Annotated in this window: 22 protein-coding genes and 3 pseudogenes; 11 read left to right on the top strand and 14 right to left on the bottom strand. The window is 68.9% G+C overall.

Annotated features, from left to right (window positions below; genetic code table 11):
- Positions 1 to 111: 111 nt before the first annotated feature.
- The 3 genes from ABIE45_RS12705 to ABIE45_RS12695 all read left to right on the top strand — a co-directional run bounded on the left by ABIE45_RS12705 (position 112) and on the right by ABIE45_RS12695 (position 2,219).
- Positions 112 to 1,005, top strand: a complete 894-nt coding sequence (locus tag ABIE45_RS12705; protein ID WP_192707043.1) for a LysR substrate-binding domain-containing protein — start codon at positions 112 to 114, stop codon at positions 1,003 to 1,005.
- A gap of 303 nt (positions 1,006 to 1,308) precedes the next feature.
- Positions 1,309 to 1,659 (top strand): multidrug efflux SMR transporter, encoded by a 351-nt coding sequence (locus tag ABIE45_RS12700; protein WP_192707042.1) that lies wholly within the window; start codon positions 1,309 to 1,311, stop codon positions 1,657 to 1,659.
- Positions 1,656 to 2,219, top strand: a complete 564-nt coding sequence (locus tag ABIE45_RS12695; RefSeq protein WP_192707041.1) for a TetR family transcriptional regulator — start codon at positions 1,656 to 1,658, stop codon at positions 2,217 to 2,219. The genes ABIE45_RS12700 and ABIE45_RS12695 overlap by 4 nt, the downstream gene beginning before the upstream one ends.
- Before the next feature lie 117 nt (positions 2,220 to 2,336).
- Here ABIE45_RS12695 and ABIE45_RS12690 read toward each other — a convergent pair.
- Positions 2,337 to 3,279 (bottom strand): IS630 family transposase gene (locus ABIE45_RS12690; protein WP_209578311.1). Its coding sequence is split into 2 segments (ribosomal slippage): positions 2,337 to 2,943 and positions 2,942 to 3,279, totalling 945 coding nucleotides; the frame shifts between segments, so codons are not numbered across the junction.
- A gap of 100 nt (positions 3,280 to 3,379) precedes the next feature.
- On the opposite strand from ABIE45_RS12690, the gene ABIE45_RS12685 reads away from it, so the two are divergent.
- The 4 genes and pseudogenes from ABIE45_RS12685 (at position 3,380) to ABIE45_RS12670 (ending at position 9,233) form a co-directional block, all read left to right on the top strand.
- Positions 3,380 to 4,480, top strand: a complete 1,101-nt coding sequence (locus tag ABIE45_RS12685) for an efflux RND transporter periplasmic adaptor subunit (RefSeq protein WP_192707039.1) — start codon at positions 3,380 to 3,382, stop codon at positions 4,478 to 4,480.
- A 23-nt stretch (positions 4,481 to 4,503) separates the two neighbouring features.
- Positions 4,504 to 7,659: pseudogene (locus tag ABIE45_RS12680) on the top strand (multidrug efflux RND transporter permease subunit).
- A 415-nt stretch (positions 7,660 to 8,074) separates the two neighbouring features.
- Complete coding sequence (locus ABIE45_RS12675) at positions 8,075 to 8,539, top strand: Rrf2 family transcriptional regulator (protein ID WP_192707038.1); 465 nt, start codon at positions 8,075 to 8,077, stop codon at positions 8,537 to 8,539.
- Complete coding sequence (locus ABIE45_RS12670; protein ID WP_192707037.1) at positions 8,529 to 9,233, top strand: class I SAM-dependent methyltransferase; 705 nt, start codon at positions 8,529 to 8,531, stop codon at positions 9,231 to 9,233. The genes ABIE45_RS12675 and ABIE45_RS12670 overlap by 11 nt, the downstream gene beginning before the upstream one ends.
- Before the next feature lie 457 nt (positions 9,234 to 9,690).
- On the opposite strand, the gene ABIE45_RS12665 is transcribed toward ABIE45_RS12670, so the two are convergent.
- Both ABIE45_RS12665 and ABIE45_RS12660 read right to left on the bottom strand, forming a co-directional pair.
- On the bottom strand, positions 9,691 to 9,861 hold the full coding sequence (locus ABIE45_RS12665; RefSeq protein WP_192707036.1) for a hypothetical protein: 171 nt from the start codon (positions 9,859 to 9,861) through the stop codon (positions 9,691 to 9,693).
- Positions 9,862 to 9,974: 113 nt separating this feature from the next.
- Positions 9,975 to 10,394, bottom strand: a complete 420-nt coding sequence (locus ABIE45_RS12660) for a hypothetical protein (protein WP_192707035.1) — start codon at positions 10,392 to 10,394, stop codon at positions 9,975 to 9,977.
- A gap of 59 nt (positions 10,395 to 10,453) precedes the next feature.
- Here ABIE45_RS12660 and ABIE45_RS12655 point away from each other — a divergent pair, with 59 nt between their 5' ends.
- Entirely contained in the window at positions 10,454 to 10,714 is a 261-nt protein-coding gene (locus ABIE45_RS12655) for a hypothetical protein (protein ID WP_192707034.1), read from the top strand.
- A gap of 135 nt (positions 10,715 to 10,849) precedes the next feature.
- On the opposite strand, the gene ABIE45_RS12650 is transcribed toward ABIE45_RS12655, so the two are convergent.
- The 9 genes and pseudogenes from ABIE45_RS12650 to ABIE45_RS12610 form a co-directional block, all read right to left on the bottom strand.
- A complete protein-coding gene (locus tag ABIE45_RS12650) occupies positions 10,850 to 11,317 on the bottom strand; it encodes a hypothetical protein (protein WP_192707033.1) in 468 nt (155 codons plus the stop codon).
- Positions 11,318 to 11,790: 473 nt separating this feature from the next.
- Entirely contained in the window at positions 11,791 to 12,042 is a 252-nt protein-coding gene (locus ABIE45_RS12645) for a hypothetical protein (protein WP_192707032.1), read from the bottom strand.
- Positions 12,043 to 12,220: 178 nt separating this feature from the next.
- Positions 12,221 to 12,967 (bottom strand): annotated as a pseudogene (locus ABIE45_RS12640) (glutaredoxin family protein).
- A gap of 33 nt (positions 12,968 to 13,000) precedes the next feature.
- A pseudogene (locus ABIE45_RS12635) lies at positions 13,001 to 16,175 on the bottom strand (efflux RND transporter permease subunit).
- Positions 16,172 to 17,731 (bottom strand): efflux RND transporter periplasmic adaptor subunit, encoded by a 1,560-nt coding sequence (locus ABIE45_RS12630; RefSeq protein WP_192707030.1) that lies wholly within the window; start codon positions 17,729 to 17,731, stop codon positions 16,172 to 16,174. Before ABIE45_RS12630 ends, ABIE45_RS12635 begins: the two are co-directional and overlap by 4 nt.
- Positions 17,728 to 18,138 carry a FixH family protein gene (locus ABIE45_RS12625; RefSeq protein ID WP_192707029.1) on the bottom strand — a complete coding sequence of 137 codons (411 nt, stop codon included), beginning with the start codon at positions 18,136 to 18,138 and terminating at the stop codon, positions 17,728 to 17,730. Before ABIE45_RS12625 ends, ABIE45_RS12630 begins: the two co-directional genes overlap by 4 nt.
- Before the next feature lie 81 nt (positions 18,139 to 18,219).
- Positions 18,220 to 18,660, bottom strand: coding sequence for a hypothetical protein (locus tag ABIE45_RS12620; RefSeq protein ID WP_192707028.1), 441 nt, complete (start codon positions 18,658 to 18,660; stop codon positions 18,220 to 18,222).
- Between the two features lie 105 nt (positions 18,661 to 18,765).
- Positions 18,766 to 18,966, bottom strand: coding sequence for a heavy-metal-associated domain-containing protein (locus ABIE45_RS12615; RefSeq protein ID WP_192707378.1), 201 nt, complete (start codon positions 18,964 to 18,966; stop codon positions 18,766 to 18,768).
- A gap of 495 nt (positions 18,967 to 19,461) precedes the next feature.
- Positions 19,462 to 19,731 (bottom strand): hypothetical protein, encoded by a 270-nt coding sequence (locus ABIE45_RS12610; RefSeq protein WP_192707027.1) that lies wholly within the window; start codon positions 19,729 to 19,731, stop codon positions 19,462 to 19,464.
- A gap of 538 nt (positions 19,732 to 20,269) precedes the next feature.
- Here ABIE45_RS12610 and ABIE45_RS12605 point away from each other — a divergent pair.
- A complete protein-coding gene (locus ABIE45_RS12605) occupies positions 20,270 to 20,464 on the top strand; it encodes a hypothetical protein (protein WP_192707026.1) in 195 nt (64 codons plus the stop codon).
- A 375-nt stretch (positions 20,465 to 20,839) separates the two neighbouring features.
- Positions 20,840 to 23,707 (top strand): PAS domain S-box protein, encoded by a 2,868-nt coding sequence (locus ABIE45_RS12600; protein WP_373622323.1) that lies wholly within the window; start codon positions 20,840 to 20,842, stop codon positions 23,705 to 23,707.
- A gap of 64 nt (positions 23,708 to 23,771) precedes the next feature.
- On the opposite strand, the gene ABIE45_RS12595 is transcribed toward ABIE45_RS12600, so the two are convergent.
- On the bottom strand, positions 23,772 to 24,494 hold the full coding sequence (locus tag ABIE45_RS12595; protein ID WP_192707025.1) for a TetR/AcrR family transcriptional regulator: 723 nt from the start codon (positions 24,492 to 24,494) through the stop codon (positions 23,772 to 23,774).
- Positions 24,495 to 24,597: 103 nt separating this feature from the next.
- On the opposite strand from ABIE45_RS12595, the gene ABIE45_RS12590 reads away from it, so the two are divergent.
- Complete coding sequence (locus ABIE45_RS12590; protein WP_192707024.1) at positions 24,598 to 25,455, top strand: SDR family oxidoreductase; 858 nt, start codon at positions 24,598 to 24,600, stop codon at positions 25,453 to 25,455.
- A gap of 274 nt (positions 25,456 to 25,729) precedes the next feature.
- On the opposite strand, the gene ABIE45_RS12585 is transcribed toward ABIE45_RS12590, so the two are convergent.
- Positions 25,730 to 26,659 (bottom strand): LysR family transcriptional regulator, encoded by a 930-nt coding sequence (locus ABIE45_RS12585; RefSeq protein WP_192707023.1) that lies wholly within the window; start codon positions 26,657 to 26,659, stop codon positions 25,730 to 25,732.
- Positions 26,660 to 26,750: the final 91 nt, after the last annotated feature.

Below are 26,750 nucleotides of genomic sequence, written 5' to 3'. Positions count from 1 at the left end.
CGTCGTTCTCCTCGGTTCGGCTGCGTGTCAGCCGCTGGCGAGACAGATGCGCTCAGGACGATGATGCGGACAGACCATAAATCTGGCACGTAGCGTTCCAATCAGGGAACGATGATGCGCCCAGACCTCAACGACTACGTTACCTTCGCCGAGGTCGTCGCCCATGGCGGGTTCACCGCTGCGGGCCGGGCGCTCCGCGAGCCGAAGTCGACGCTGAGCCGCCGCGTCTCGGCGCTGGAGGCGCGGCTCGGGGGCCGGCTCATCGAGCGCTCCAGCCGGCGCTTCCGCGTCACCGAGGTCGGGCAGACCTTCTACGAGCGCTGCCGCGCCATGATGCTGGAGGCAGAGCGGGCCGAGGCGCTCGTCGCGGAGGCCCAGGCCGAACCGCACGGGCGCATCCGCATGAGTTGCCCACGCAACCTCGTGAAGTTCGCGTCCGGCATCGTGCGGGGCTTCCTCGACCGCTACCCGAAGGTCCAGCTACAGCTCGTCGCCTCGGACCGGGCCGTCGACCTGATCGAGGAGCGCGTCGACGTCGCGCTCCGCGTCCGGCACGATCTCACCAGTGATGCGTCGCTCACGATGCGGTCGCTGGGACGTTCACGCTGGATACTCGTCGCCAGTCCGCAGGTCGCGAGCGGCCTCGGCGCCGACCTCGCCGACCTCGCCTCCGTCCCGACCATGGGCACGAGCGACGAGGCGGGCGAGATCACCTGGGTGCTGGAGCGCGCCGACGGGGAGAGGCATGAGCTGCGTCACGAGCCGCGGCTGACCTGCGGCGATTACCCGGTTCTCTGCGATGCCGCGGCCGACGGCCTGGGTGTTGCCTTCTTGCCCGATCACGCCTGCGCGGCGCACATCGCTGCCGGCAAGCTCGTTCGCGTCTTTCGGGACTGGCGGAGCCGGGGCGGCATCGTCCATATCGTCTTCACGACCCGCCGCGGCCTGCCGCCCGCCGTCCGCGCCCTCATCGACCACTTGGCGAAGGAGTTTCCGGACCTGTGAGGGCGTAGAGCCTGCCGTGGACACACGGCTCTGGCGGCGTGTTGACGTCGGCCCATAGCCTTTTGAGGAGTCGGCGATAGAGGTCGGTCTGCCTCCGGCCCCCTGGGCAGTCCGACCGTGAGCATGTGATGGCCCATTAAGCGACCAGGTGCCTCGGCTTTTCGCACGGGCCGCGCAACTTGTCGTTTCCTCCGATGGAGTGTGGACAACGGCTGCGGTCGGAATACGTCCCAACCGTTGCCGAAAGGGCTTGAAACATACCATTTGGTTGGTATGTTTGGGCGGTAATCCGAGCCCGGGAGCATGTCCAGTTACACCGTCACCTATGCCGCCCTCGTCCTCGCCATAGTATGTGAGGTGGCCGGCACGACCCTCCTGCAGATGTCGCAGCAGTTCACGAGGCTCGTGCCCACCCTCGCCATGGCGGCCTTCTACGCCGCGGCGTTCTACTTCCTCACGCACGCCTTGAAGGCCATGCCGCTCGGCGTGGTCTACGCCGTCTGGAGCGGCGTCGAGGTCGTGCTGACCGCCGTCGTCGGTGCCACCCTTTTCGAGCAAACACTCGACGCGGCGGCGCTGGTCGGCATCGGCATGATCGTCGGCGGCATCGTGGTGATGCAGGCGTTCTCGACCGCGACCGGGCACCGGCCATGAAGACCATCTCCCAGCGCAAAAAGCAGCCGGAACTCGTACGCCGCCTGCTCCTGGACTGCGCCATGAAGCTGGCCCTGGAACACGGGCCTTCCGGCATCACGGTGCAGGCCGTCGCCGAGGCGGCCGGCGTCACCAAGGGCGGGCTCTTCCACCACTTCCCGAGCCGGCAGGCTTTGGTGGAGGGCCTTTTCGCCGACTTGGTCGAGAAGCTCGATGCCGACATCGACGCGAACATGGCCAAGGACCCGAGACCGCGCGGAAGCTTCACCCGTGCCTATGTCGGCGCGACCTTCGACGATCCGGTGCTGGGCGAAGGCAACCCGGGAGCGGCCCTGTACGTCTCCGCCCTCGCAGAATCGAGCGTGCGCGGGCGGTGGGCGGACTGGTTCGCGTCGCGATTGGAGCGGCACCGTGAGACCGACGACACGCCGATCCTTGAGATCGTGCGCCTGGCCGCCGACGGGGCCTGGCTCGCCCACCTCATGCGCGAGGACGGCGGCGTCGTCCCGGACCTGCCCGCCCTTCGGGAGCGCCTCATCGCGATGACGCTCGCGGACTAGGCCCCTCTCCCTTTCCATCCCTGAAGCAAGGACTCGCTGATCCATGAGATCGCGTGAACGCAATCCCCTGGGCATCGTACCCGTATATGCCTGCTGCCTGCTTAGAGCGTGTTGTTTTCACGCGGAAGCGTAGCCTGAGTTGGTGAGGTAGTCCGCGCATTCGTCGGGCGCGACGAGATCGAGAACGTGCCCGACGCGGCGCCATGTGGCCTCGACGGTCCTGGGTTCGCCGGCTCGGGTGAAATGCTTGAGCTTTGAGAAGAGCTGCTCGATCGGGTTGAGATCGGGGCTGTAGGGCGGCAGGAACAGCAGATGCGCGCCGGCGGCTCGGATGGCAGCCCGGGCGGCTCTGCCTTTGTGGCTTCCGAGATTGTCCAGGATGACGACGTCGCCCGGCTTCAGCTCCGGGACGAGGACGGTCTCGACGTAGCGGCGGAAGATGGCGCCGTTGATCGGCCCGTCCACGACCCAAGGCGCGCTGACCCGGTCGTGGCGGAGCGCGGCGATGAAGGTGAGCGTACGCCAGTGGCCGTGTGGGGTCTGCGCGTTCAAGCGCTGGCCGCGCGGTCCCCAGCCGCGCAACGGCGCCAGGTTGGTCTTGACCCAGGTCTCGTCGAGGAAGACCAAACGGCGCGGATCGACCTTGGCCTGATGCCTTTGCCAGCGTTGGCGCTTACGCGCGACGTCGGCCCGATCCTGCTCGCTCGCCCGCAGCGTTTTTTTTGAAGCTCAGCTCCTGGGCGCGCACGAACACCCAGACCGCACGCAGGTCCGTCTTCACCCCACGCTCGGCCAGCTCCGCCACCAAGCCCCGCAGGGTGAACCGCCCACCCCGCACCCGCTCGGAAAGCCATGTGCCCGGCTCACCCGACAGCACCGGCTTTTTGTGCCCGCCGATCTGCCCGGGGCTCAGCGTGCCCGTCTCCCGCTTGAGCTTGCGCCACTTCGAGACGCAGGACGGGCTGATCGCCAAAGCCTGAGCAATCATCCGGACCGTCTCGCCGGCCTCAGCGCGGGCCAGGGCCCGCTCGCGTAAATCCTCCGAATAGGGCTGCGTCATCCCACATCGCCCTCCGCTGCAGGGCTCACAGACAACCAGACCAGAACCGGCCCGTGAACCTCGATTCCGTCAAAAAACAACCTGCTCTAGCCTCGCGTTGATGGCCTGCCAGCCGGACGCGGGCGACTCCGCCGCGAATGCGACCGAGACGCCGCCACCGCTGGTGTCGACCGCATTGGTCGAACCGGCGACCGTGCCGCGCCTGTTGGACCTACCCGGCCGCCTTGCCTCGACGCGGGTGGCCGAGGTGCGTGCGCAGGTCGGCGGCATCATCCAGGAACGCACCTTCGAGGAGGGAAGCCTCGTCAGGAAGGGCGACGTCCTTTTCCGCATCGACCCGGCCGTCTACAAGGCCGAGGTCGATGCCAAGGCGGCGGCCGTCGCGCGGGCAGAGGCGTCCCGGGTACAGGCGCAACGCCAGTCCGAGCGTACCGAGACCCTGGTGGAGCGGCAGGCGGCCAGCACCGCCCAGAACGACATCGCGGTCGCGAACCTGCGCCAGGCCGAGGCCGACGTGGCGAGCGCAAAGGCGCAGCTTGCCCGGGCGAAGATCGACCTCGACTACGCCACCGTCAGGGCCCCCATCGCCGGCCGCATCGGACGCGCCCTCGTCACGGAAGGCGCCCTCGTCGGCCAGGGCGAGGCGACCAAACTCGCCCTGATCCAGCAGATCGACCCGATCTACGCCGACTTCAACGCCTTGGCCTCCGACCCCGGCTTCCTCGCCGAACGCGCCGCCGGCAAGCAGGAAGCCGAGGTGCGCCTCGTCCATGCCGACGGCACCCTCCATCCCGATGCCGGCAAGCTCCTGTTCTCGGACGTGAGCGTCGACCCCGGGACTGGGCAGGTCTCCTTGCGCGCCACCTTCCCGAACCCGAAGGCCGTCCTGCTGCCGGGGACCTACGTCCGGGTCCGGGTCGCGCAGGGGATGACGCCCGGCGCAGTGATCGTTCCGGCACAGGCCATCCAGCGTTCAAGCGCCGGCGTCGCCCAGGTCTTCGTGGTCGGCGAGAACAAGACGCTGGCGCTGCGCCCCCTGCGCATCGGGGCCCTGACGGACGCCGGATGGATCGTCGAGGAGGGCTTGAAGCCCGGCGAGACCGTCGTCGTCGAGGGCTTCCAGAAGATCCAGCCCGGCATGGCCGTGAACCTGGTCCCGTGGAGCGACGGCCGGACGGCCGCCGCCTCCGACCAGCACTGACCTCCGCCTTCAGGCCCGGACCCATGACCCGCTTCTTCATCGAGCGCCCGATCTTCGCCTGGGCGATCTCGCTCTTCATCATGCTGGGGGGCGCGATCTCCATCGCCTTCCTGCCGGTCTCGCAGTACCCGGACGTCGCCCCTGTCACGATCCAGGTCACCGCCGTGTACCCTGGCGCCCCGCCCGAGCGCCTCTACGACGGCGTCACCCGCATCATCGAGGAGGAGCTCAACGGCATTCCGGGGCTAATGTACTTCGAGAGCACCAGCGACACCTCCGGCGCGAGCCAGATCATGGTCTCGTTCGCGCCGGGTTCGGACGCCTCGAAGGCCACCGTGGCGGTCCAGAACCGGATCAAGCGCATCGAGGCGCGCCTGCCGCGGCCCGTGACCCAGCAGGGCGTCACGGTCGAAGAGGCGAGCACCTCCTTCCTGCAGTTCGTCACCGTCTCCTCCCGCGACGGCGCGCTGAGCGAGACCGATCTCGGCGACCTCGCCGCCCGCCGCATCCTCGGGGAGCTGCGGCGCGTGCCGGGCGTGGGCCGCGCCACCCTGTTCTCGTCCGAGAAGGCGCTACGCATCTGGATCGACCCGGTGAGGCTTGTCGGCCTCAACCTGACGCCCGGGGACATCACGGCCGCGGTCGGGGCGCAGAACGCGCAGGTCGCGTCCGGCATCGTGGGGGCTCAGCCTGCCAAGCAAGGCCAGCGGATCGCCGCCAACGTTCTGGTGAAAGGTCAACTCACCACAATCGCCGAGTTCGAGGAGGTCGTGCTGCGTGCCAACCCGGACGGCTCGCTCGTTCGTCTTCGCGACGTCGCCACGGTCGAGCTCGCCGGGCAGTCCTACACCAACCAGACACGCCTCGACGGTCGCCCGACCGCCGGCATCGGCATCCAGCTCGCGCCGGGCGGCAACGCGCTCGCTGCCGCGACCGGCGTGAAGGAGGCGGTCGTACGCCTCTCGAAGACTTTGCCGGCGAACGCTGAGGTGCTGGTGGCCTACGACACGACGCCCTTCGTCGAGGTGTCGATCCGGAAGGTGCTGACGACGTTGGCCGAGGCGATGGTCCTGGTCTTCGCGGTCATGTTCCTGTTCCTGCAGAACGTCCGCTACACCCTCATCCCGACCATCGTCGTGCCGGTCGCACTGCTCGGCACCTGCGGCGCCCTCCTAGTGGCGGGCTTCTCCATCAACGTGCTGACCATGTTCGGCATGGTGCTGGCCATCGGCATCCTCGTCGACGACGCCATCGTCGTGGTCGAGAACGTCGAGCGCATCATGGACGAGGAGCGTCTGCCGCCGAAGGAGGCGACCGCCAAGGCCATGGGCCAGATCACCGGCGCCATCATCGGCATCACGTCGGTGTTGGTGGCGGTGTTCATGCCGATGGCCTTCTTCCCGGGATCAGTCGGCGTGATCTACCGGCAGTTCTCGGCCAGCATGGCGACCTCCATCGCCTTCTCGGCCTTCCTGGCGCTCTCGTTGACGCCGGCGCTGTGCGCCACCCTGCTCAAGCCGGTCGAGGCCGGGCACGCCCATTCCAAGGGCGGCTTCTTCGGCTGGTTCAACCGGGGCTTCCGGTCGGGCACGCGGGCTTACAGGTCGGGAGTCGGCGGCATCCTGCGCCGCCCCGTCCGGGCGCTCCTCGTCTACGCCGCGCTCCTCGGCGCGCTCGGCTACGGCTACGTGCTCCTGCCGTCGAGCTTCCTACCCACCGAGGACCAGGGCTACGTGATCGTCGACACCCAGACGCCTCCGGAATCCTCCGCCGGCCGCACCCTGAACGTGGCCAAGCGCATCGAGGAGCACTTCGGCGGCGAGAAGGCAGTCGCCCGGCGGGTGCAACTCCTGGGCTTCGGCTTCTCCGGGCAGGGCCAGAACACGGCGCTCTCGTTCGTCACCCTGAAGGACTGGTCGCAGCGTGGGCCGGGCGACGACGCGGAGGCGATCAGCACGCGCGCCAAAGCGGTTCTCGGCAACCTGCCGGACGCCATCGCCATGACGCTGTCGCCGCCCGCCATCGAGGCGCTCGGCAACTCCAGCGGCTTCAGCTTCCGCCTGCAGGACAAGGGGCAGCAGGGCTACGCCGCGCTGGCGGCCGCCCGCGACCAGTTGCTCGCCGCAAGCAAGAGCCCCGTCCTGACGAGCGTCTACGTGGAGGGGCTGCCGACCGCGCCGCAGATCGAGCTCACCCTCGACCGGCAGTAGGCGAACGCGCTCGGCGTCACCTTCGCGGACATCAACGACGCCCTCTCGACCAGCCTCGGCTCGGCCTATGTCAACGACTTCCCGAACCAGTCGCGCATGCAACGGGTCATCGTGCAGGCCGAGGCCGGGCGGCGCATGAGGGCCGAGGACCTGCTCGACCTGAACGTCCGGAACGCCCAGGGCCAGATGGTGCCGCTGCAATCCTTCGCGCAGGTGCAGTGGACGATGGGCCCGTCGCAGGTGGTCGGCTACAACGGCTACCCAAGCATCAAGTTCTCGGGCTACGCCAACTGGGGCTATGCCAGCGGCGACGCCATGGCCGAGATGGAGCGGCTCGCCGCGCAGCTTCCGCCCGGCTTCGACTTCGCCTGGACCGGGCAGTCGCTGCAGGAGAAGCTCTCGGTGAGCCAGGCCGTCTACCTGCTCGCCCTGTCGCTGGTCTGCGTCTTCCTGTGCCTCGCGGCGCTCTACGAGAGCTGGTCGATCCCCCTCGCCGTGCTGCTGGTGATCCCGACCGGCATCGTCGGCGCCCTCTTCGCCGTGATCATGCGGGAGATGCCGAACGACGTGTACTTCAAGGTTGGCCTCATCACGGTGATCGGCCTGACGGCGAAGAACGCCATCCTCATCATCGAGGTGGCCAAGGAACTCGTGGCGCAAGGGCGGCCGATACACGAGGCGGCGCTGGAGACGTGCGAACTGCGCTTCCGCCCCATCGTCATGACCGCGTTCGCCTTCATCCTCGGCGTCGTGCCGCTCGCCATCGCGACGGGTGCCAGCATGAACAGCCAGCGTGCCATCGGCACCGGCGTGCTGGGCGGCATGATCACGGCAACCGTGCTCGCCGTGTTCGTCACCCCACTCTTCTACGTGCTGGCCGCGAGCGCCTTCGGCTCGCGGAATCGGGATGGCGCTGAACAACCCGTTGCCGCCGGCGCATCCGCCCTTCCGGCGTCCAAGGCGACGTGAGGCCGGGCGACAGGTCCGGGGTACGTGGCAAAGGTCGCAGGGCGGCCCTTCTTAGGAGCCTGCGATAGCGGTCGGTCTACCTCTGGCCCCCTCGGCAGGCCGACTGTGAGCATGTCATGGCACATCAACGAGAGTGTCGCTCGGCTGGCACTAACAACCATCGGCGACAAGCGCCCGCATAGGCGGTACCACCGAGCAAATGACATGTACCAGCCCGGCCGACGTTCCAACCGTCCGCGTCGGGGGCGTTCGTCGACATGTCTCCTTGCCTCCCGGCCGGCCAAACACGGGCATGTCCCGCGGGGTTGTGCAGGTCAGTCCCCGGGCCTGAACCGGCACGGCGGCCACCGCCCGGCCGAGCAACCCAGCCCAGCCCCTATTGACGAACATCATATCATGCAACATCATAAGTTTCATGAGACGTGATGGCAGGTTGTCGGGCGTGCTCCACGTCCTCCTCCACATGGCGGAGGCCGACGGACCGGTGACGTCTGACCGGCTGGCCCAGATGATGGGGACCAACCCGGTCGTGGTGCGCCGGACGATGGCGGGATTGCGCGACCTGGGGCTTGTCGCGTCCGGGAAGGGGCATGGCGGCGGCTGGACACTCGCCTGCGACCTCGACCGGGTGACCCTGCACGATGTTTACGTCGCGCTCGGCTCGCCGGAGGTGTTCGCGATGGGAAACCGCAGCAAGGAGCCGACGTGCCTCGTCGAGCAGGCGGTCAACTCCGCCCTCGCGGACGCATTCCGGGATGCCGAGGCCCTGTTGCTCTCGCGTTTGGGCGACGTCACGCTGGCCCGTCTCAGCACCGATTTCCATGCGCGCCTGGCCAAGCGCGGACCGTGCGGGCGGGAGGCCCGATCCGATGACACATAGCGCGCAGCCTGAACCGACCGACTTCGTGGCCGCCTTCTCGGACCCGGAGGCCGCCGCACGGTATGCCGACGGGCCGCGACGCTTCGTGCCCGGCTTCGAGGCACTTCACAGGATGACCGGCATCCTGCTCTCCGAGCACGCGCCGGCCGACGCACGGGTCCTGGTCCTTGGGGCGGGAGGGGGACTGGAACTACTGGCGCTGGCCGAGGCGCATCCCGGCTGGACCTTCGTCGGCGTCGACCCTGCACGGGCGATGCTCCGCCAGGCCGAACGCACGCTGGGACCGCTGATGGACCGGGTGACTCTCGTCGAGGGCTACATCGACGACGCGCCCGACGGCCCCTTCGACGCGGCGACATGCCTTCTGACCCTGCACTTCCTCGACCCGGCGGCGCGCGAGGACACCGTCCGGGCCATCCATCGTCGCCTGAAGCGGGGCGCGCCTTTCGTCGCCGCCCACGGAAGCTTTCCGCAGGACGACAGTCGCTCCCAATGGATCGCACGCTACGAGGCCTACGCGGTCGCTTCCGGCGCCGACCGCGACCAAGCTGCGAAGGCCCGCAGCGCCGTGGATGCCCACCTGCAAACCCTCGCGCCGGAGACCGACATCGCGGTCCTGACGGCGGGCGGCTTTAGGGATGCTGAACTCTTCTTCGCGGCCTTCACGTGGCGCGGCTGGATCGGACGTGCCTGACTGGCATGGGCTGGGGTAGGTGGCCAGCACTACCAGCTGCGGTGTCCTGCCCGGCAAGGTCATACCGGCCCGGCTCGGTGATGAACCTGATCGGGACCTAGCCGCTGGCCCAGCACCGCGCCGCTCCCTCGTGGGTGCGAAGGGTTTCGCCTGCCGCGATGCGGCGTTCCGGTCCGGGTGTCAGGTGGACACCGTCCAGGGCCGGGTGACCCGTGAGCGTACCATCCTCGTCAAGACCCCTGCGCGCAATGCGAGGTTGCTCGGTTGCTCGGGGCCATAGGCCGAAACCGGGACGGTTCGACGGCGCGACGACCCGGGTGCAACTCGGTGCGGCCGACCCTGGGGCGTTCTGGTTAAGGACGTTGTGTCTGAACAGGCGACGCTTGCCCTGGAAGGATCGGGCGGGTCCTGCGGACACGGGAAGCGTGCAGGACCCGCCCGGCTCAAGGCGCGTTTCCTACGGCTTGTTGGCCGGCGCCGGATTTGTCGTCGTCGCCGGAGGCGCAGGGTTCGCCGGCGCCGCGCTGGCGGGAGGCGGGGGAGGCGCGGTGTTCTCGGCCTTCTTCTCGTCCTTGCAGGCACCAAGAGCGAGCAAGCCGACGAGCGGCAGCAGGTAGGGAATACGCATGGGCGTTCCTCCGATATGGCCGGTACGGAAGTCTGAAGTCTCGTGGGATCAGCAAGCGTCACGTCCCCGCCGCCCGCATGAGCCCGGCGGGTCGTTCCGCCGGGGCGGCGCCGTCACTGGCCGGTCGTGGTGGTCGATTTCACCGGCTTCGAGCCGGGCTCGTGCGCCATGGTCTTGGTGTGGGATTCCACCTCGCCGTCGCGGACTTTCGTCTTCGTGTGCGACTTCGAGAAGGTCCCGCCGTCGTGGGCCATCGCCTTCGACTGTCCGTTCAGGCCGCCGTTACCCGTCTCATTGACGTGCGAGCGGTCCATGGTCTTGCCGCCCGCCGCGCTGCCGCCGGTGGCAAGAGACGAGCCCGTGGAACCGTTTGCGCCTGTCGAGGTGCCCCCGGTGCCGACGGTCGAGGCCGACGTGCCGCCGGCCGCGGCCGACCCGGCCGTGCCCCTGGTGGCGCTGGATTGGGCCGACGCGACCGCCGGGGCGGCGAGGAGCGCGAGGGCCGCGAGCGGAACGATGTACCTGGTCGTCATGTGATCCTCACTTCCCCTTCGGTACGGTGACGACGCAATCGCCGTCTCCGGTGGTCGTCATGGTGGAGCCGCCCGAGCTCGAACTGGAGGCCGAGCTGCTGCTCGATCCGCTTCCGGACCTCGTCGTCACCGAGGGGCCGCCGGTGGTCGAGGAACTGACGCCGTTCGGGCCCGCCGTGACGGAGCTAGTCATCGTGCCGGTGTTCTTCGCGTCGTCGGAATGCACGACCTTGCACGGCTTGCCGTTCGGGCCCGTGGTAACGGTGGTGCCTCCGGAGACGCCGTTCGGGCCGGTCGTTACCGTGCTGGTCTGGGCGTGACCCATGACCGAGCCCGCGAGGAGGAGGGCGCCACCGAGTAGCGGCATGATCAGGCGAGGCATGGTGCGGTCTCCCGTAAAACAAGGAGGGTGCGATCCTCCCGGACCGCACCCGTTGCTTTCACCCGCCGGGGGCTCAGCGCTTGTTGTGGCCCGGGGCGTTCTCGGAGTTGCCGGGGCCGCTCTTGTCGTGGCCCGGGGCGCTGCCCGACTTGCCCGCGCCGTCCGACATCCCGGACGACGAGCCGCCAGTGCCCATGGACGACGAGCTCGTGCCCTTGCCGGCCGACGAGCCGCCGGTGCCCATCGACGAGGACGAGCCCGAGCCGCTGCCGGAACCGGCCGAGGAGCCGCCCGTCCCAACCGTCGACGAGCTGGTGCCGCCGCCTGCTGAGGAGCCGCCGGTGCCCAGCGTCGAGGACGAGCCCGAACCGGTACCCGAGCCGGATGAGGAGCCGCCGGTGCCCACGGTCGAGGAGCTGGTGCCGCCGCCCGCCGAGGACCCGCCGGTGCCGACGGTCGAGGAGGACTGGGCGAGCGCCATGGCCGCGCCGCCGATGACGAAGGTGGTCGCGAGGGCGGCGACGCGCACTTGCTTCAGCATGTGTAAACTCCGATTTCCTGATCGTACGGCGCTGAAACGGGCATATTGCGCAAATCGTTCCAGCAAAAAGGCAATAAATGCGAGTTCTGACTACGTGAACAGCAGTTAAACTCACAATTCAATCTTGTTAGGCACGCCGAAATCCTCAGGTGGGAACGCTTATGCGCTCACTCACCTTTGCCGCGATGGGTGTCATCCCACGCAAGGGGGGGCGTTCCGGTTATATCCCGACGTGACGGGCGCCCAGGAACGGCGATGCCCGGAGGACCGTTCCTCCGGCGGATCGGGTGCGATCGGTTGTGGTGTTCACGTGGCAGGCAGGCGGGATGGCGTCGGTGCCGAGACCGACGACGTGCCGATGCGGTCCGACGGCGAGGGGCGCAGGTGCGGCGAACCGTCAAGCCGAGCGAGGCCGGCGACAATCCGAAAGCGCCTCGGTCATCGCCGGCCCCAACCCTGCGTCGATTGCCGCCTCAGTAGCGGCTGTAGCCGTAGCCGCCGTAGCGGCGCCCCTCGTGCATGCGCACGTCCCTGCGACCGTAGCCGCCGAACTCGCGGTGGCGGCGGTAGCCATGGGCCGGTGCCCAGGGCGGAGGGCCGCCGTGGCGGAAGCCGCGCTCGCCCCTGGCCCACGGCGGATCGGCCAGGGCAGGTGACGAGGCGGCGACGACCGCACCCGCCATCGTCATCAACCCAAGCACGGCCAAAGTCGGTTTGCGTAGCATCGAACGCCTCCCTCTCCCCCGGACATCGCCGGTCACGGGCCAGAGACGGGGAAGGCGGCGAGACCGTTCCATGAGGGACGTCCGCCCGGAAGGATGCCCATCGGTCGGCTTGCCGCCGTCGTCGCATAGCGGAGGCCTTCACGATTCGAGTGCAGAACCCTCGCGGCCAACGTGGCCCTCAATGGTGCATCGCCAGCATCCAGACGGCCATGGCGACCATCATCACGTTCTCTGTGAGCGAGACGAAGCCGAGCGGCACCTTGCTCGACCCGCCGACGCAGGCGCACTTGATGTCCCGCTTTTCGACGTAGACCGCCTTGGACACCGAGACCGCACCGACCGTGCCGATGAACAGGGCGACGGGGATCGAGATCCAGTTCAGGGCCCCCGCCACCATCAGCACGCCGGCGATGCCCTCCAGGAACGGGTAGGCGTAGGCGTAGCGGACCCAGCGCTTCCCCAGGATGTCGTAGCCCAGGAACATGGAGGAGAAGCTCTCCACGTCCTGGAGCTTGAGGAGCGCCAGCACGCACATGCTGAATGCGATGAACCACTCGGCGGCGCGCATCGTCAGCGGCGTACCGTACACGGCGTAGCTGGCCGCCAGCGCCATCAGCGCGGTCATCGAGAACACCGCGATGACGGGCGTGTAGGTCGTGGCGTTCGGATCGTTGGCGGCCTTGCCGAAGTGACGCTGCAGGTCGTCGAAGCCGCCGACGCGCTCGCCGTTGATGTATGTCTGCGGCGTCGACTTGACCTGGTGCTCGGCCTTGAAGCGGTCGGTCTCGGCCCGGTCGGTCAGGAGGTGATCCTACACCTCGAAGCCCCGGCGTTCGAGGAGGTCCTTGGCCTTCAGGCTGTAGGGGCAGGTGTGTTCGGGGGTGACCATCCGATACAGGACGGCCTTGCGGGCTGGCGGCGACATGGGTTGCTCCTTCGATGCAGGTTGGGGGGCTCGCTACTCGGCGGCGGCCCGGTGGCGCGTCGGCTCCTCGACGGCCTCCGCCCGGGATTGGTTGCCCGGCGGCAGCGTCCAGCCCTTCACGAGCGCGTAGACAGCGGGGATCACCACGAGGGTCAGCGCGGTGGAGGAGACCATGCCGCCGATCATCGGCACGGCAATGCGCTGCATGACCTCGGAGCCCGAACCGGTGCTCCAGAGGATCGGGACGAGACCGGCCATGATGGCGACGACCGTCATCATCTTGGGCCGCACCCGCTCGACTGCGCCGACCATGATGGCGCGGCGCAGGTCCTCCCGCGTCTGGGAGCGGCCCTCCCGCCCGCAGGTGGCACCGACCTCGTCCCAGGCATGGTCGAGGTAGACCAGCATGATCACGCCGGTCTCGGCGGCGACGCCGGCCAGCGCGATGAAGCCGACGGCCACCGCGACCGACATGTTGAAGCCCATCCACCAGAGCAGCCACACCCCGCCGACCAGGGCGAAGGGCAGAGACAACATGACGATGAACGTCTCGGTGAGACGCCGGAAGTTGAGGTAGAGGAGCAGGAACACGACGAGCAGCGTCAGCGGGACCACGATGCGCAGCCGCGCCTCGGCCCGTTCGAGGTACTCGTACTGCCCGCTCCACTGGAGCATCGTGCCCTGGGGCAGCTTGACCTCGTCGGCCACGGCCTTGCGCGCCTCGGCGACGTAGCCGCCGAGGTCGCGGCCGGCGATGTCGACGAAAATGTAGACCGCAAGCTGCCCGTTCTCGGTGCGGATCGAGGTCGGCCCCCGTGTCAGTTCGACCTTGGCCACCTCGCGCAGAGGCACGGCGCCCCCGGCCGGCAAGGGCACTTGCACCTCGTCGGCGATGGCCCGCGGGTCCGAGCGGAAGGCGCGCGGGTAGCGCACGTTCACGGTGTAGCGCTCCCGGCCCTCGACGGTGTTCGTCACCGCCTGGCCGCCCAGTGCGGTCGCAATTACGTCCTGCACGTCGCCGACCATCAGTCCGTATCGGCCCAGCGCCTCGCGATTCGGCGTGATGTCGAGGAAGTAGCCGCCGATCACCCGCTCGGCGTAGGCGCTCGACGTGCCGGACACGTTGCGGACCACCGCCTCGACCTGGCGGGCGACCCCCTCCATCTCCTTCAGGTCGGTCCCGAGGACCTTGATGCCGACGGGCGTGCGGATGCCGGTCGAGAGCATGTCGATGCGGGCGCGGATCGGCTGCGTCCAGGCGTTCGAGACACCGGGGAACTGCAGCGCGGCGTCCATCTCCGCCTTGAGGCTGGCGAGGGTCACGCCCGGCCGCCACTCCGCCTTCGGCTTCAGGGCGATGACTGTCTCGAACATCTCCATGGGCGCCGGGTCGGTGGCCGTGTTGGCGCGGCCAGCCTTGCCGTAGACCGAGGCGACCTCGGGGAAGCTCTTGATGATCCGGTCCTGGGTGGCCAGCAGCTCGCCGGCCTTGGTCACCGAGATCCCCGGCAGGGTCGTCGGCATGTAGAGCAGGCTGCCCTCGTCGAGGTCGGGCATGAACTCGGAGCCGAGTTGCCGGGCCGGCCAGACGGTCGCCGCCAGCACGCCCACGGCGAGCAGGATGGTGAGCACCCGCGCCCGCAATACGCCGGCGATGAGCGGCCTGTACAGCCAGATGAGCAGGCGGTTGAGGGGGTTGCGGTGCTCCGGAACGATGCGCCCGCGCACGAACAGCACCATCAGCGCCGGGACGAGCGTCACCGACAGGAGTGCGGCCGCCGCCATGGCGAAGGTCTTGGTGTAGGCGAGCGGCCCGAACAGCCGGCCCTCCTGGCTCTCCAGGGTGAAGATCGGCAGGAAGCTCACGGTGATGACGAGGAGCGAGAAGAACAGCGAGGGGCCGACCTCGCTCGCAGCCTCGACCAGGATCTCGACCCGCGGCTTGCCCTCGGACGCCCGCTCCAGGTGTTTGTGGGCGTTCTCGATCATCACAATGGCGGCGTCGATCATGGCGCCGACCGCGATAGCGATGCCGCCGAGGCTCATGATGTTGGCGCCGATTCCGAGTGCTCTCATGCCGGCGAGCGCCATCAGGATGCCGACCGGCAGCATCAGGATGGCGACCAGCGCGCTGCGGACGTGGAGGAGGAACACCACGCAGACGAGGGAGACGACGATGCTCTCCTCGACGAGCGTGTGCCGCAGGGTGTCGATGGCCGCATCGATGAGTTGCGAGCGGTCGTAGACCGGCAGGATCTCGGTCCCGGCCGGCAGGCTTTTGGCGACCTCAGCGAGCTTCGCCTTGACCCCCTCGATGACGCTTAGGGCGTTCGCCCCGAAGCGTTGCAGGACGATGCCGCCGGCGACCTCGCCCTCACCGTTCATCTCGGTGATGCCGCGCCGCTCGTCCGGCCCGAGCTCGACCCGGGCTACGTCCCGCACCCGCAGCGGCGTGCCGCCGGAGGTCTTCAGCACGATATTCTCGATGTCGGCGATGCCCTTCAGGTAGCCGCGACCGCGCACCATGAACTCGAACTCGGAGAGCTCGACGGTGCGGCCGCCGACTTCGGCGTTGCTCGACCGGATCGCGTCCCGGAGCTTGTTCAGGCTGATGCCCTGGGCGCGCAGGCGGTTTGGGTCGACCACAACGTTGTACTGCTTCACGAACCCGCCGACGCCCGCGACCTCGGCGACGCCTTCGGCGCGTGAGGCCCCGAAGCGGATCACCCAGTCCTGGATCGAGCGCAGTTCGGCGAGCGTCCGCTCCTTGGCCACCACGACGTATTGGTAGACCCAGCCCACGCCGGTCGCGTCGGGGCCGAGCGTCGGCGTCACTCCCGCCGGGAGGCGGCTCGCCGCCGCGTTGAGGTACTCCAGCACCCGGGACCGGCCCCAGTAGGGGTCGGTCCCGTCCTCGAAGATGACGTACACGAAGCACACGCCGAAGAACGAGAAGCCGCGCACCACCTTGGCCCTGGGCACCGTCAGCATGGCGGTGGTCAGCGGGGTAGGTGACCTGATCCTCGACGACTTGGGGCGCCTGCCCCGGATACTCGGTGTAGACGATGGCCTGCACGTCCGAGAGGTCTGGGATGGCGTCGAGCGGCAGGGTCCTAAGCGCCAGCACGCCGGCCGCGACGGCGAACACCGTCCCGACCAGCGCGAGGACGAGGTTACGAGCCGACCAGCCGATGAGGCGCGCGATCACGGAGTGCCTCCCCCATTGGCGGCCTGCCGGTCGTCCTTCGGGGCGGCCAGGGAGCGCAGCGCCGCCTTCAGGTTGCTCTCGGCGTCGATCAGGAAGTTCGCCGCCGTGACCACCCGGTCGCCCGCCGCGACGCCGGCTCGGATCTCGGTGTAGCCCTCGCCGCGGACGCCGACTTTCACCTCCTTCGGCTCGAATCGACCCTCTCCGCGGTCGAGGAGCACGACCTGGCGCTCGCCCGTGTCGTTGACCGCGTCGTTGGGGACGGCGACGACCGGCTTGGCGTCGCCGGTGTCGATCTGGACGTCGGCATACATGTCGGGCAGGAGCGCGCCGTCCGGGTTCGGGAGCTCGATGCGCACCCGCGTCGCCCGGGTGTCGGGGTTCACCTGCGGGTAGATCACCGACACCTTGCCGGCGAACGCCCGGCCTGGGGCCGAGCGAAGGCGCACGGTGACGACTTGGCCCACGCGCACCGCGGCGAGGTCGCGCTCGGGCACGTCGGCCAGCACCCACATCGTCGAGATGTCGCCGATCCGGAACAGGGTGTCGCCGGCCGCCGCCTTCGTGCCCTCGATGGCGGTCCGCTGCAGGACGAGGCCGTCCCGGGGCGAGGACCACGTGATGGCCATCGGCACCTTCCGGGTGCGCTCCATCTCGTCGATGACGGCCTCGGAGACGTTGAGGTTCTGGAGCCTGCGGCGCGCCCCGTCGAAGCCCGGGTTGGCGATCAACTGGGCCGCGGCCGCGTTGATCTCGGGCGAGTAGACGTGGACCAGCGCTTGGCCCTTGCGGACACGGTCGCCCGTGGTGACGTTCTCGACATGGTCGACGTAGGCGTCGGACCGGGTCGCGATCACGGTGACGCGCCGCTCGTCGAGGGCGACCGTGCCGGGCACGCGCACCGGCTGCGCCACGACCCGCCGGTCCACGACCTCCGTGCGCACTCCGGTGCGCTGGACCTTGCCGGGCGAGACGGTCACGACGTTCCCGCCCTCGTCCTCGCCCGCGTAGACGGGGATGTAGTCCATCCCCATCGAGTCCTTCTTGGGCGCCGGCGAGGTGTCCGGCAGGCCCATGGGGTTGCGGTAGTACAGGACGCGCCGATTGCCCGGGCGTGGCTCGGCCGCCCCGGCCGCCATCCCGCCCTTGCCCATGTCGTGGCCGGCCATGTCGTGAGCCGCCATCCCGGCGGGCATGGCCGTGGCCTCGGCGTCCTTCGCGTCGAAGCGCACGTCTTCGCTGGCGTGGACTGCGCGGAACTCCCGCCCGTCCCCCGTCACCATCGGCGCGAGCGAGTAGACCGGCTTCCCGTCCGGGTCCTGGTAGTACACGACCGGGCCTGACGGGACGGCGGGCTTTGCCGTGCCCGACCCCGGCGCGGACGGCATCAGATGCGCGAGGCCGTCCCACGCCTTTTCCACGAGCGCGGTCGGCAGGCTCCCCGCCGCCCGGCCCGCGAGGTCGGACACGGCGGGGCCGCCGTGCCCGTCCCAATACCCGGCTGACCCCGCCGCGAGCGCGGCGAGGGCCCCGGCGAGCCATGCGGACCGGCTCATTTTGCGGCCTGGACGATCAGCTTGTCCTCGACCGTGCCGGTCTCGCCCTGGACCTTGGCGGCCAGCGATACACGCCAGCGGCCCTGCATGCCGAGATGGGCCTTGAACCGGTAGATGCCGGGCTCGGTCGAGGGCACCTGCTCGACCCTGGTGGCCATCTCCTCCATGGCGTCGGGGGCCATGTCGAGGCGCTTGGCGAAGACTACGGCGTCGGTCACCGGCTTGCCGCTGCGCTTATCCACCAGCCGGACAGCGATGACGGCGTCGCCGACCTTGGCCTCCTGTTGGACGAGCTGGAACTGGTAGTCCTTGGTGTCCGCGAACGCGGACGAGGTCGGGGCCGGCACCGACAGCACGGCACCGAGCAGCGCCGCCGTGAGCGGGCGCGCGAGGGGGCTCTTCAACACGGGTGTCATCTCCTGAACGCGATGGGTGCCGGCGCGCGGGCGCGCGGCATCGTGCCGGCGTTCACGCCGGCGGCATCGGGTTCAGGCTCGGGGAGGCTCGGGTAGCGGCGTCCCGTGCACGCTGGCGAAGGGGGCCGGCGCGGGCCAAGCCACAGCCGCCCGCATCCCAACGGGCGCCGGGAGGACGACCGCCGTGGGCAGGAGCGAGGCGACGGTGGCGAGGCACAGCGCCATCAACGGACAGCCCTTGGCGCAGTCCGGCTTGGCCGCCTTCTCGTGCGGGCAGCATGGCATGTCGTCCATGGCCATGTCGCCCGCCGCCATGCCCGCCATGCCGACGTGACCCGAACCGTCGTCGGCCATGTCCATGCCGGCCATCGCGTGCCTGTGATGGCCGTGGACGGAGGCCGGCATCGCGGCGTGCATGCCCGCGGTGGCCGCGGGAGCGGTTACCGGCGTCAGGGTGAGGCTGAAGACCGCCAGGAGCGGGAGCAGCCGCCGAAGGGCGAGCCAGAGGTTCACGGAACCAGGATGCCAAATTTCGGGCCGGGGCGGAAGTCCGACCCGGTCATTCCACGAAATGTACGAGGACGGGTTCGGTTGCACCGGGGCCTGTCCGGTCGGGCATCACACCGGGACGGCCGGGAAACCGGCCTCGCCGATGGCCCGGGCGATCCGGTCGGCGGGACCCGATATCCCCGACACGGTCACGAGCTTGGCTTGAAGGTCGACCTCGACCTGGGTGCCAGGCTCGACGGCCTGCACTGCGCGGGTCACGGACTTGGCGCAGCCGCCGCGCCCCATCTTATCGACATTGAAACGGACAATGACGCTATCCTCGGAATGGAGTCCCGACGAGATGGAAATTTCGTGCCGGGTGAACTCCCCTGGGGTTACTTTCGTATTAACTATGTTTGTTCCGGTTTCGTCTCGCCTCGTGCAGGGTCATTCCGCGATTTTCAGGCACCGTTTTGACCCCGCAGAGAGCTCCACTCACCGGACTGCAGTATGGCTCAAAACTGCAGCAGCTTTGCGATTTGAGCTCGGGTCCGAGTTCGCCGGAGAGGTGATGCTCACCTGTCGTGCTTCGGCGTTGAGCGTAACAGGTAACGCATAACACTATTTGTTACGCGCGATCAGACATGCGACGTTGGCTGTTTAGCCGGTTTAGAGCGTTCTCGGTCTTACTTGGATCATACCTTCATCAAGCGAAGCGCGGTCTCCCTCCCCCCTTGTGGGGAGGAGGGCCCGTCGAGCCTCGTGATCCAGATCAAACCGAAACCGCTCTAGCGGGCTGCAACCGGATCGTCGCTTCGCGTACGCTCAAACCCTATTGCTTCCGCCGCCGCTCAGCGGTTGCGCCGCCTTGATCGGCGAACTGTCGAGCGAAGAAGGCCAGACCCTGGCAATCGCGACTTTAGCAGCCTCCGTCTCTGGGCCCTCACTGTATCGCCCCAGGATCAGCCCTGACCGTTCGGGGCCGACGATGAGCGCGATCAGGTCGCCGTCGACCGCGGCCCAGTTCATCTTGGTGGTGAACCAGCGACGCCAAGAGCGGAAGTTTATGAGGCTGCGCCGCTTGCACTTGACCACGTCCGCGACGCCGAGGCTGCGACGGCCTGCCGCTGATGGCCCATGCCGGGCCGAGCCGGACCGTCCCGGGGGCAGCTCGATAGCATGCGGCATCACTGTTTGCTGTCGGGTCGGATGATCTGGCGGTCGCGGCCTTCATTGACCCCGCGAACCGAACTGGGTGGAAGTTGGTGACACCCTGCCACGTGAGCCGCAGCGCCCAGGAATTGACCCCGCCGCCGCAGGCTGTTCAGGTGGGGCGGTGTCACAGGGGCACGGCACAGCGCGGGCGACGCGCCTAGGGTCTTAGCGTTCAGGATCAGCGACTTAGCGGCGAACGGGCTCCAGCTCCCTCCGTCTCCGCCATTCAGCCCATACCGCCGTAAGTCCTTGTCACCGCTCAGCGGCGACTTGCGTCGAATGGGGCTATGACCCCGATTTGTACCCGAGAAACAGGTGTGGAAACCGTGTGCGCGGCGGCAGGAGGCATCCGCCGGAGGCCTTAACGAGTGTTGCACCGCAGCTTCCAGCGGAGCGTCGGCTAATCGTCCGGCTTCAGATGGCGGTCCTCGCCGTCGGGACCTCCGAACGCGACGTGGTTGTTCAATCGACCCGAAAGCTCGAAGGCGTGCCCGAAGGCGGCGTTGACAGCCTCCTCGAAGGCGACCGTCGCTCCTGCTTTGGGCTGCCTTCTACGGTGTGGAGTTACCAGCCCTCTTCGGTGTCGCTCGACACGGCAATCTCCGCCGCCTGACTGACGGGCCAAGCGCGACCGACCACCCCTGTACCTGATCGGGCAACTGGTCGCGCTACCCGATCAATCCAGGGCGACCGATTGAAAGCGGCTGCCATGATCGCAAGATGGGGTCGCGCGATGGGGTAGCTTGAGGGTGACGGAGCCGCAGCGACTTCAAGCGTCGCCCTCTCGGTCCGACAACCAATCTTCGCCCACGCGTCTGCAGCCGTTGACGTAGGTTTCACTCGCACGGACAACCAAGCGGCTAAGGCTGGATTCGTGCACGAGTTGATGACTCAGACACCTTCGGCGCACGGTTGGGCCCCTGTCGGGGGTGGAGACCTCGGCGACCTCATCCGTAGCCACGACTGGTCGGGGACCCCGCTTGGGTCGATGGCCGCCTGGCCTAGCCCCGTCCGCACCATCGTCCAGACGCTCCTGCTCTCGCCCGTACCGATGGTGGCGATCTGGGGCCGCGAGGGTATCCTCGTCTACAACCAGGGCTACGCCGAGGTCTGCGGGCCGCGCCACCCGCGCGCTATGGGCGGACGGCTGCTGGAGACCTGGCCGGAGGCCCGCGCCTTCAACGCCCACGTCATCGAGAGCGGCCTCGCCGGTCGGCCCCTCAGCTTTCACGCGCAGGAACTCGAACTCTGGCGGCTGGGCCGTCCCGAGAGGGTCTGGATGGACCTGGAGTACACGCCCATTGTCGACGAGGGCGGCACGCCGATGGGCGTGCTCGCCAGCGTGATCGACATCACCGCGCGTGTGCTGGGCGAGCGTCGGATGGCCGCCAGCGAGAGCCGCCTGCTCTTCCTCGACCGCCTCGCCCAGGCTACCGCAGCCGCCCGCGACGCCGATGCCGTGCTGTCCACCACCACGCGGCTCGTCGCTGAGCACCTGGGCCTGTCCAACTGCGCCTACGCCGACATGGACCCGGACGGCGACGGCTTCACCATCCGCGGCAACTGGCACGCCCCGGACGCGCCCTCGATCCTGGGTCACTACAGCCTCGCCGCCTTCGGCAGGCTCGCGGTCGGCGAGCTCAACGCCGGGCGTCCCCTCGTCATCAACGACAACCTCGTCGAGATCGCGCCGCACGAGGCGAAGACGTTCCAGGACATCGGCATCGCCGCCACCATCTGCATGCCGCTGGTCAAGGACGGACGCCTCAGGGCGCTGATGGCCATCCACCACGCGCAGCCGCATCACTGGACGGAAGAGGAGCTCGGGCTGATCCGCGAGGTGACGGAACGCTGCTGGGCGCATATCGAGCGCGTCGGCGCCGAAGCGCGGCTGCGCGAGAGCGAGATCCGGTTTCGTGCCATGGCCGACGACGCGCCGGTGATGACCTGGATCACGGACGCCTCCGGCGCCTGCATCTACCTCAACCGCCGTTGGTACGAGTTCACCGGACAGACCGAGGCGGAGGGGCTCGTCCTCGGCTGGCTTGACGCCGTCCACCCGGACGACCGCGAACGCTCCGAGCAGGTCTTCTTGACGGCGAACGCGGGGCGGGAACCGTTCCGCCTGGAGTACCGCCTGCGCCGAAAGGACGGGGCCTACCGTTGGGCACTCGATGCCGCCTCCCCGCGGACCGGCACGCACGGCGAGCACCTGGGCTACTTCGGATCGGTCATCGATATCGACGAGCGGCGGGAGGCCGAGGCACGGCTGCGCACGCTGACCAACGTCGTGCCCGCCTTCGTCTGGTTCGCCTCACCCGACGGCCGCCTGCACTTCCTGAACGACCGCTGGTGCGCCTATACGGGCTTATCCCTGGAACTATCGCTGCCGGACGGCTGGACCGACGCGATCCACCCCGACGACCGCGCGCGCACAGCCGCGGTCTGGTCGGATGCGCGCGAGCGAGGCGTGACCTACGAGATCGAGGTGCGCTATCGCCGGCATGACGGCGCCTACCGGTGGTACGTGGCCCGGGCCGAGCCGCTGCGGGATCCCGGCGGCGTGATCACCACGTGGTTCGGGACCTCGACCGACATCCACGACCGTAAAGGCGTCGAGGAGCGTCTGCGCGAGTTGAACGAAACGTTGGAGAGCCGTGTTGCGGAGCGGACCTCCGAACTGCTCACGGCCGAGGAGGCGTTGCGCCAGTCACAGAAAATGGAGGCGGTGGGCCAGCTCACCGGCGGCGTGGCGCACGACTTCAACAACTTGCTCACCATCATCCGTTCCTCTGTCGACTTCCTTCGCCGGCCCGAGTTGCCCGAGGCGCGCAAGGCTCGCTACCTCGACGCGGTCTCCGACACGGTCGACCGAGCCGCCAAGCTCACGGGCCAACTCCTCGCCTTCGCGCGCCGGCAGACCCTGGACCCCCAGGTCTTCAACATCGGCGAGAAGCTGCGGGCGGTAGCGGACCTGCTCGACACGGTGACCGGCGCCCGCATCCGGGTCGTCGCGGAGATCCCCGACAGCCCCTGCTTCGTGCGGGCCGACCTGAGCCAGTTCGACACGGCGCTGGTGAACATGGCGGTCAACGCCCGGGACGCCATGGACGGCGAGGGCTCGCTCACCCTTCGGTTGACCTGCGGGGGAACGCTCCCGCCGATCCGCGGCCACGCCGGGAGTACCCAGCCCTTCGCCGCCATCGCGCTCATCGACACCGGGGCGGGCATCGATCCCGAAATGCTTGAACGCATCTTCGAGCCGTTCTTCACCACGAAGGAGGTCGGCCGCGGCACGGGGCTCGGCCTGAGCCAGGTGTTCGGGTTCGCCAAGCAGTCGGGCGGCGACATCGCCGTTTCCAGCGTCGTCGGCGAGGGCACGACCTTCACGCTCTACCTGCCCGAGGTGGCGGCCGAGGCCGCGGAGCGGGAGGAAGCGTCCGAGGCCGCGGCGTCCCCGATCGGCACGGGGCAGCGGGTGCTGGTGGTGGAGGACAACGTTGAGGTCGGCACCTTCGCGACACAGATCCTGGAGGACCTCGGCTACGAGACCACCTGGGCGGCCACCGCCGAGGAGGCGCTCGACCGGCTGGGAAGCGAAGGGGCGGATTTCGACGTCGTGTTCTCGGACGTGGTGATGCCGGGCATGGGGGGCCTCGCCCTCGCGAGGGAGATGCGGCGTCGTATGCCCCACATCCCCGTGCTGTTGGCCTCCGGCTACAGCCACGTCCTCGCACAGGACGGGCATGACGGCTTCAAGCTCCTGCACAAGCCCTATTCGGCCGAACAGCTCGCGCAGCTCCTGCAGCAGGTGACGGCGCAGGTGCCGAGGCATGAGCGCAGGGAGACAGCCTGAGCCATGGTCGGCAGGGAGTGTCGCGCCGAGGCATACCTCCGCGTGCCGGGCGGCGCGTGGATCCTCAGCCGGTGTCGGCTGGCCCCGACAGGCGGTTCAGCAACTCCCGCATGAGAAGGCGCTCGCCCGGCGTCAGCGCCTCGGCGTCATCGAGGCGGGCACCGAGACCTATCGCCAGGGATGCGAGGCTGGCTTCCTCCCGCACGGACATGTCGGTGGTGACCGCATCGAGCACCGCGTCGCGTGCCAGGGGCGAGAGCCGGGGATCTCGTTCCTCGCTCGGGACGGCGAGAAGGGTCGCCACGGTCCCGACGCCGGCGGCATGGATGAGTGCCACCGCTGACCCGACGGGTATGCGGAGCCGGCCGGCGCGTGCGATCCGCTGCACCCTCTCGCGCAGGATGGCGAGGCCCGCGAGCATGGCCGGCGACCCCGAGGCCGGCGCGCCCACCTCGTTCGTGATCGCGAACACGGCCGGATGGGACAGGCCAAAGGCGACGTAGGTGTCCCAGGCGTCCCGCAGGTCCTGCACCGGGTCGGGATGCGGCGGAAGCGCGGTCTTCCGCGCCATGAAGGCCGCCAGTCCATGCTCGGCCAACGCGTTCAGAAGGCCGCGCTTGTCGCCGAACAGGCGGTACAGGGTCGGGGCCTGGACCGATGCCGCCGCGGCCACGGCCCGGGTGGTCAGGGCCGCCACGCCACCGGTTGCGATCAGCCGGGACGCCGCCTCCAGGATCCGCGCCCTAACATCCTCCGTCTCGATCCCGCTCGCCGGTTCGTCCACCATGGCTTGCCGTACCACCGGGACGGCCACGGTGGTAGCGCCGTTTACATCATGCCGTTATCGATGTTAACGATCCGTTGTTTCCGCCGCTACCATGGTGCTCTCCATGATCGTTGTCACCGGAGCCAACGGCCAACTCGGCAGGGCCGTGGTCGAGGACTTGCTGCGCCGCGTGCCCGCCGAACGGGTGGTCGCCAGCGTCCGCGACGTCGGCAAGGCGGCCGGTCTCGCGGAGCGTGGCGTCGTGGTGCGGGAGGGGGATTTCGCCGACCCGGCCAGCCTGAGGAGGGCATTCGCCGGCGCCGATCAGGTGCTGATCGTCTCGGCCGACAAGCTCGGCGACGAGGCGCTCCGACTCCATCGAAACGCCATCGAGGCGGCGCGGGCCGTCGCTGTCGGCAGGGTCCTCTACACCAGCCACGCAGGGGCTCGGGTGGGATCGTCGTTCCTGCCCGCGGACCAGCATGCGGGCACTGAGGCCGACTTGGCGGACGGGGGCCCGGCGTTCACGTCGCTTCGCCATGGCTTCTACGCGGAGAGCTGCCTGCACATGATCGGCGACGCGCTGCGGACCGGCGAGTTGCAGACGCCCGAGGACGGACCCGTCGCCTGGACGGCTCGCGCCGACCTCGCGGAAGCCGATGCGGCGATCCTCGCCGGCGAGGGGCGATGGGACGGCATCACGCCCCCACTCACGGCCGGCGAGGCCGTGACCATGGCCGAGGTTGCGGCAATGGCGTCCGAGGCGATCGGTCGGGAGGTGCGCCATACGGTCGTCACCGACGAGGAATGGCGTGACGCGAGGATCGCGGGAGGGACGCCGGCCATCTATGCGGACATGCTGCTCGGGACGTTCCGCGCCGCGCGCCGCGGGGATTTCGCCGTGACCGATCCGGCCTTGCGGACGCTCCTCGGCCGGGCCCCGCGGACGCTCGGGGAGGTGTTGGCGGCCGCCCATCCATGACGATCCGGGCCATCCCCCCGTGCTGCCGGGGTCGACCGACACGACCGCGACCGTCACTAGCCCGACTCCCATGATCTCTGGCCGGCGCGCGCATGCCCACGTCGCAGGCTGGATGTAGCCCGGTCGAACCGCGTCGAACGCTGACGGTCCGTCTCTAAGGGCCGCGAACGATCGATTGCGGTCGGTCCATCCCAGGCATCAGGTCCGATAGCCCTCGAAGCCCGATACGGACCTGGATGCAGGGCCTGCACATCGTAGCGATGCATCCATCGAGCTACCGACGCCCGGGTGCTTCGACGACAGTCCGAGTGCCAAGCTCCGTGCCCGCGGCGAGGTGTTCGACGAGGGCATCGATGAAGGCCCGCACCTTGGCCGAGAGGCTTCGGTGGCTCGTGTACACGGCGTGTACGTCGAACGTGTCCCCCGTCAGCCCAGGCAGCAGCCGCACGAGTTCCCTGCGCGCGACGGCTTCGGCGGCCACGAAGTCCGGCAGTCGGCCGATCCCCGCCCCGCCGACCAGGACCTGCCTCAGCGACATGGGCTCGCAGATCGCGTTTCGCGGCCGGACCTCCAGCCTTTCGGCCTCCCCGCCCGGGGCGGTATAGGACCACGCCGCCGGGCGGGTGAGGCCTGCGATCAACGTGTGACTGGCCAGATCGGCGACCTGCCCCGGCGCTTCATGCGCGGCGAGGTAGGCGGGGCTCGCACAGGTCCACATCTCGGTGGACATCAGGCGGCGAGCGATGAGGCCGCTGTCGGGCAACGGGCCCACTCGGATGGCGAGGTCCACGGCCTCGACGGGCAAATCAACCACGCGGTCCTCGACATCCAGGAGCAGCTGGACCTCCGGATGCCGCGCAAGGAAGCCGGGCGTCATGGGTGCGACCAGCGTCATGGCGAGCGTGAACGGCGCGCTGACCCGCAGCGTCCCCCGCGGCGTGCCGCCGAACCCGTCCATGGCGGTGCCCGCCTCCTCGACGTCGGCGAGGATGCGGGCGGCGTGCGGGCGGAATAGCAGACCGGCTTCCGTGAGGCGGAGATGCCGTGGTGAGCGGTCGAGCAGGATGGCGCCGACCGTCGCTTCGAGGCGGCTCAAGGAACGGCTGACCGTCGACTTGGGGACGGCGAGGGCGCGAGCCGCCTGCGACAGGCTTCCGAGATCCGCCACACGGACGAACGCCCGGATATCGGACAGCTCCATCATCGTTCCGATCTCGCAACGCCACGTTTCAGTCAGGGCATATTATGCTCCGATGCGGAACGATGTAACGCTCGAACTGTCGGCCCGGCAGGGG

Origin of the sequence: Methylobacterium sp. OAE515 (assembly GCF_041806315.1) — a bacterium.
In the GTDB taxonomy this organism is placed as follows: Bacteria; Pseudomonadota; Alphaproteobacteria; order Rhizobiales; family Beijerinckiaceae; genus Methylobacterium; species Methylobacterium tardum.
Note: the sequence above shows the minus strand (reverse complement) of the source record. Positions and strands in the feature narration are given on the sequence as shown.